Origin of the sequence: Burkholderia sp. Tr-20390 (genome assembly GCF_017104595.1) — a bacterium.
Taxonomy (GTDB): domain Bacteria; phylum Pseudomonadota; class Gammaproteobacteria; order Burkholderiales; family Burkholderiaceae; genus Burkholderia.
Map to the genome: position 1 here is coordinate 1 of NZ_JAAGPC010000315.1, position 5861 is coordinate 5861.

5 protein-coding genes are annotated in these 5861 nt (G+C 68.7%); 1 reads left to right on the forward strand and 4 read right to left on the reverse strand.

What is annotated here, in order from left to right:
- The 4 genes from G3N98_RS40285 to G3N98_RS38035 form a co-directional block, all read right to left on the reverse strand.
- Positions 1–139, reverse strand: a 139-nt coding sequence (locus G3N98_RS40285) for a hypothetical protein (protein ID WP_206151005.1), incomplete at its 3' end; no start/stop codon positions are given.
- A gap of 16 nt (positions 140–155) precedes the next feature.
- The gene (gene nirD, locus G3N98_RS38025) at positions 156–503 is read right to left on the reverse strand and encodes a nitrite reductase small subunit NirD (RefSeq protein ID WP_206151001.1); all 348 of its coding nucleotides are present in this window, start codon (positions 501–503) and stop codon (positions 156–158) included.
- Between the two features lie 38 nt (positions 504–541).
- Positions 542–3139, reverse strand: a complete 2598-nt coding sequence (gene nirB / locus G3N98_RS38030) for a nitrite reductase large subunit NirB (RefSeq protein ID WP_206151002.1) — start codon at positions 3137–3139, stop codon at positions 542–544.
- A 21-nt stretch (positions 3140–3160) separates the two neighbouring features.
- On the reverse strand, positions 3161–4486 hold the full coding sequence (locus tag G3N98_RS38035; protein ID WP_206151003.1) for an MFS transporter: 1326 nt from the start codon (positions 4484–4486) through the stop codon (positions 3161–3163).
- 668 nt (positions 4487–5154) lie between these two features.
- Here G3N98_RS38035 and cobA point away from each other — a divergent pair.
- On the forward strand, positions 5155–5861 hold a 707-nt coding region (gene cobA / locus G3N98_RS38040; RefSeq protein WP_206151004.1), incomplete at its 3' end, for a uroporphyrinogen-III C-methyltransferase.

Sequence of the window (5861 nt, forward strand, 5' to 3'; positions counted from 1 at the left end):
TCGTGCACAGCCGCCCGAAGTTGGTCGGATGGTCGGCGTCGCCGGACACCTTGACGACTTCGCCTTCCTCGACGTGCAGCACCATCCCGCAGCCGACGCCGCAGTACGGACACACGCTTTTGACGGGGGTGGCGGTCATGCGCGCTCCGGGGCGGTCAGGCTGCGATCCACACGAAACCGTCCTCGACCCGCGACGGATACGCACTCACCGACTGCTCGGGCGCCTCCAGACATTCGCCGGTGCGCAGGTCGAAGTGCTGCTTGTACAGCGGCGACGCGACGACCACGCGCTCGCCGAGGCTGCCGATCAGCCCGCGCGACATCACGGCCGCCTGCGAAACCGGATCGACGTTGTCGATCGCGAACACGCCACCGACTTCCGCATGCGCGACGTGAAAAACCGCGACCTGCTCGCCGTTGACGAGCGCACACACGCCGGTGTTGGGCACGATGTCGTCGAGCGCGCACACGCGGGTCCAGGACAGCGGAAGACGATCGTTCATGATGGACTCCTTTGGAAAAACACGAGTGTCGGTCAGGGTCAAACGGTAGCGGGTTCGGTGGCGGCTTGCGTCACGCCTTCAGCGACGACGCGAATCGACACCGGCTTGCCGCCCGCGCGTTCGCCGGGCGTCGCGGGCCGGATCTGGCCGCGCGTCTCGACGAATTCGATGGTCGTGTCGGGCGCGTCGCTGTTCACGAAGTGACGGAAGCGCTTGCGCGTGTCGGGATCGGTCACGGCCTTCTTCCATTCGCACTCGTAGGTGTCGACCACATGCTGCATGTCGGCCTCGAGTTCGGCGCCGATTCCGAGCCGGTCGTGCACGACGACGTCGATCAGGTAGTCGAGGCCGCCTTCGAGGTTGTCGCGCCACACGCTGGTGCGTTGCAGCCGGTCGGCGGTGCGCACGTAGAACATCAGGAGACGGTCGATGTAGCGGATCAGCGTCGGACGATCGAGATCGGACGCGAGCAGTTCTGCATGACGCGGCTTCATCCCGCCGTTGCCGCACACGTACAGGTTCCAGCCCTTCTCGGTCGCGATGATGCCGACGTCCTTGCCCTGTGCTTCCGCGCACTCGCGCGTGCAGCCGGACACGCCGAACTTGATCTTGTGCGGTGCGCGCAACCCCTTGTAGCGGTTCTCCAGGTCGATCGCGAGGCCGACCGAATCGTCGACGCCATAGCGGCACCACGTCGAGCCGACGCACGATTTCACGGTGCGCAGCGCCTTGCCGTACGCGTGGCCCGATTCGAAGCCGGCGGAAATCAGTTCCTCCCAGATCGACGGCAGCTGCTCGACGCGCGCGCCGAACAGGTCGACGCGCTGGCCGCCGGTGATCTTCGTGTACAGGCCATACTTTTTCGCGACCTGGCCGACCGCGATCAGCCCTTCCGGCGTGACTTCGCCGCCCGGCATGCGCGGCACGACCGAGTACGTGCCGTCGCGCTGGATGTTCGCGAGGTAGTAGTCGTTCGAATCCTGCAGCCCCGCGTGCTCCTTCTTCAGCACGAATTCGTTGAAGCACGACGCGAGGATGCCCGCCACCGCCGGCTTGCACACGTCGCAGCCGAGGCCGTGGCCGTGCTTCGCGAGCAGGTCGTCGAAGGTCGTGATGCGCTCGACGCGGATCAGGTGGAACAACTCCTGGCGCGAATGCGGGAAGTGCTCGCACAGATGGTTGTTGACCGCGAGGCCCTGCTTCTTCATCTCGGCCTTCATGATCTGCGTGACGAGCGGCACGCAGCCGCCGCACGACGTGCCGGCGCCGGTGCACGTCTTCAGCGCGCCGAGGCTCGTCGCGCCGTCGGCGACCGCCGTGCAGATCTGCGACTTCGACACGTTGTTGCACGAGCAGATCTGGGCCGCCGCGGGCAGCGCCTCGACGCCGATCGCCGGCTTCGCGACGCCGTCCGACGACGGCAGGATCAGGAATTCCGGCGATTCGGGCAGCTCGATGCGGTTCAGCATCATCTGCAGCAGCGTGCCGTACTCGGCCGCATCGCCGACCATCACCGCGCCGTGCAGGAACTTGCCGCAGTCGGACACCACGAGCTTCTTGTAGACCTGGCGGCGCTCGTCCGCGTACTGGTAGGTGCGGCTGCCGGCCGTCGTGCCGTGCGCGTCGCCGATGCTCGCGACGTCCACGCCCATCAGCTTCAGCTTCGTGCTCATGTCCGCACCGGCGAAGGCGGCCCCGGCCGCACTGTTCGCATCGCCGCAAAGCTGCTTCGCGACCACGCGCGCCATGTCGTAGCCGGGGGCGACGAGGCCGTACACCATCCCGTTCCAGGCCGCGCATTCGCCGATCGCGTAGATGTCGGCATCGCTCGTGCGACACGCGTCGTCGATCGCGACGCCGCCGCGCGGGCCGATGTCCAGACCGCATGCGCGGGCCAGTTCGTCGCGGGCACGGATGCCGGCCGAGAACACGATCATGTCGGCGTCGAGGTGCGAGCCGTCGGCGAACGCCATCCGGTGCGTGCCTGCCTCGCCATCGACGATTTCCAGCGTGTTCTTGCCCGTATGCACGGTCACGCCGAGCGCCTCGATCTTCGCGCGCAGCATCCGGCCGCCGCCGTCGTCGACCTGCACGGCCATCAGCCGCGGCGCGAATTCGACGACGTGCGTGTCGAGCCCCATGTCGCGCAGCGCCTTCGCGCATTCGAGGCCGAGCAGGCCGCCGCCGACCACGACGCCCCTTTTCGCATGCGTGCCGCACGCCTGCATCGCTTCGAGATCCTCGATCGTCCGGTACACGAAGCAGCCGTCACGATCGTGCCCCGGCATCGGCGGCACGAACGGGCGCGAACCCGTCGCGAGCACCAGCTTGTCGTACGCGAGCGTTTCGCCGGACGCGAGCGTGACCGTATGCGCGGCGCGGTCGATCGACGCGACTTGCGCGTTCAGCCGCAGGTCGAATTGCGGATGACGTTCGAAGAAGCCGGGTTCGACGAGCGACAGGTCGTCCGCCGACTTGCCCGCGAAGAATTCCGACAGGTGCACGCGGTCGTACGCCGGACGCGGTTCCTCGCCGAGCACCGTGACCTGCAGCGCGCCCGCGGCGCCCGCTTCCGCCGCGACGCATTCGAGGAGCTTGTGGCCGACCATGCCGTGGCCGATGACGATGAGTTTCATGGTGACGTTTCCTTCGGTCGATCAGTTCGCGACGCCGCTGGCAGCCAGCGCGCGGTCGCGCAGCTCGGCTTCGCGCGCCTTGTGCTCTTCACTGAAGCGCACGGCCATCGCGCACAGCGCGGTCGCGGTGACGGCCAGGCCGAGCAGGCTCAGCGTGTGCTGCACGTCGCCGACGCCCTTCAGCAGGAAGCTCGCGGCCACCGCGCCGACGTTGCCGCCCGCGCCGACGATTCCCGCCACGCCGCCAAGTGCCTTGCGGTCGATGAACGGCACCAGCGCGTAGGTCGCGCCGCACGCCATGTGCGTGAAGAGGCCGAACGTGAGCATCGCGACGAGCGCGATGCCGACGCTTTGCGCATGCGAGAACCAGATCAGCCCGAGCCCTTCGCCGACGATCAGCGCGCACAGCAGCGTCGCGCGCACGTCGAGGCTGCGGCGCGCGGCGATCTTGTCGGACAGCCAGCCGCCGAGCGCGCGGGCGAACAGCGCGAGCAGCCCGAACAGGCCGACCGCGAACCCGGCGTCCTTCAGCGACAGGCTGAAATGATCGACGTAGTACAGCGCGGCGATGTTGTGGATGAACACCTCGACGCCGAAGCACGCGCCGTACGTGACGAACAGCATCCACACGCGATAGTTGCCGCAGGCCGCGAAGAAGCTCGCCCAGCCGCCCTTCTTGCCGCTGTCGACCGTCACGCCTGCGTGGCGCAGCGCGATGATGTCGCCTTGCGGGCAATCCTGCGTGAAGCGCCAGTACGCCCAGGCCATCACGAGCATCGCGACGCCCGGCACGACCAGCGCGATGCGCCACGACGAATCCTCGCCGAAGCCGAGCATCAGGCCGGCGGCGACGAGCAGCGGCATCAGCGCCTGCGTCGCGCCTGCGCCGGCGTTGCCCCAGCCGGCCGTCGTCGCGTTCGCGGTGCCGACGACGTTCGGCGCGAACATCACCGACGTGTGGTACTGCGTGATCACGAAGCCCGCGCCGATCGCGCCGATGCCGAGCCGGCAGATCAGGAACGACAGGTAGTCATGCGTGAACGACACCGCGAACACGGGGATCGCGCCGAGCAGCAGCAGGCCGACGTACACGCGGCGCGGGCCGAAGCGGTCGCACAGCGGGCCGACCAGCAGCCGCACGGCGATCGTCGCGGCCACCGCCGCAATGTTGATGTTGGCGACCTGTGCGGCCGTCAGATGGAATTCGCGTGCGATCAGCGGCATCAGCGGCGCGCACGCGAACCACGCGAAGAAACACACGAAGAACGCCATCCACGTCAGGTGGAACGCGCGCATCGGCGCGGTGCGGAAGCTGAAGAGATCGATACGGGTAGCTTTGTCGGTCATGTCATCCGCCAAACGAAAAACGGCGTCCTGCGCACCCGGTCTCGTCGAGACCCGATGCGTAGGACGCCGTTGCCCATGAAGCCCGTTGCCGGGCGCGTCGGTAATCGGTACTGCCGGACGAATCGCCATTGATCCGCCCGAATCTCCCAACGCAAACGCCGTGCCATGTCGTCGCGAATCGGGCCCACAGCCGCGCCACGCAAGGCGCGTCGGGCGCCATGCGACGCGCGGCGCCACGTCACCCACGATGCGTCGTGAGGCAGCGAGGCACAGATGTGGTGCGATGCAGCACTGTCGTCGTGCGACATCGCGGTGCGTGCTGACGGGGCACGATGCACGCCGATGCGGCATTGCGGCTGCCCGCGCGCGGCGGCCGCCTTCACGCTCGGGGCCATCGCGCGGCGCAATGCGCGCCGTTGCCGCCGCCCCCCCGCGCGACGCGTCATGCCGGTTGGCCCGGATATTGCTGAATCCGCCGCATGACACCGGCAACGGCGCCGGTGGGCAGTCCCCGCAAACCATGCCCGTCATTCAGGCGGGCCGATCAGGACAACGGCGTCCTTCCGTGCGCGGCACGGCCGGATGCCGGTGCGTTTCGACCGCCCGCCGCCGCCGCGCAAGACACACGCGCTATCGACCGCTGCATGCAGGCGGCACTGGAACACGACATGACGACAGGCAAAGTCACGCTGCTGGGCGCCGGCCCCGGCGATCCCGATCTGCTCACGCTGAAGGCCGCGAAGGCGTTGGCCGCCGCCGACGTGCTGCTGCTCGACGATCTCGTCGCGCCCGGCATCGTCGAACTCGCCCCGCAGGCACGCGTGATCCGCGTCGGCAAGCGCGGCGGTTGCCGCTCCACGCCGCAGGCATTCATCGAGAAGCTGATGCGCCGCTACGCGCTGCGCGGCGCCCACGTGGTGCGCGTGAAAGGCGGCGATGCGCTGCTGTTCGGGCGCGCCGGCGAAGAACTCGCGACGCTGCGCGCCGCCGCGATTCCGGTCGAGATCGTCAACGGCATCTCGTCGGGCTTCGCGGCCGCCGCGAGCCTCGGCATCTCACTCACGCACCGCGCGCATTGCCACGGCGTCACGTTCGTCACCGCGCACCGTCAGGACCACGGCGAACCCGACTGGGCACGTCTCGCGGCGACCGGCACCACGCTCGCGATCTACATGGGCATGAGCCGCGTCGACAGCATTGCCGCCGGCCTGCTGGCCGTGCTGTCAGCCTCGACGCCGGCCGCAGCCGTGCAATGGGCCGGCACGCCCGACGAACGCCGCTGGAGCGGCACGCTCGGCGGTCTCGCGCGCGGCATCGACGCAGCGCGGCTCGGCAGCCCGGCCGTGATCCTCGTCGGCGGCGCGATCGGCGAAGC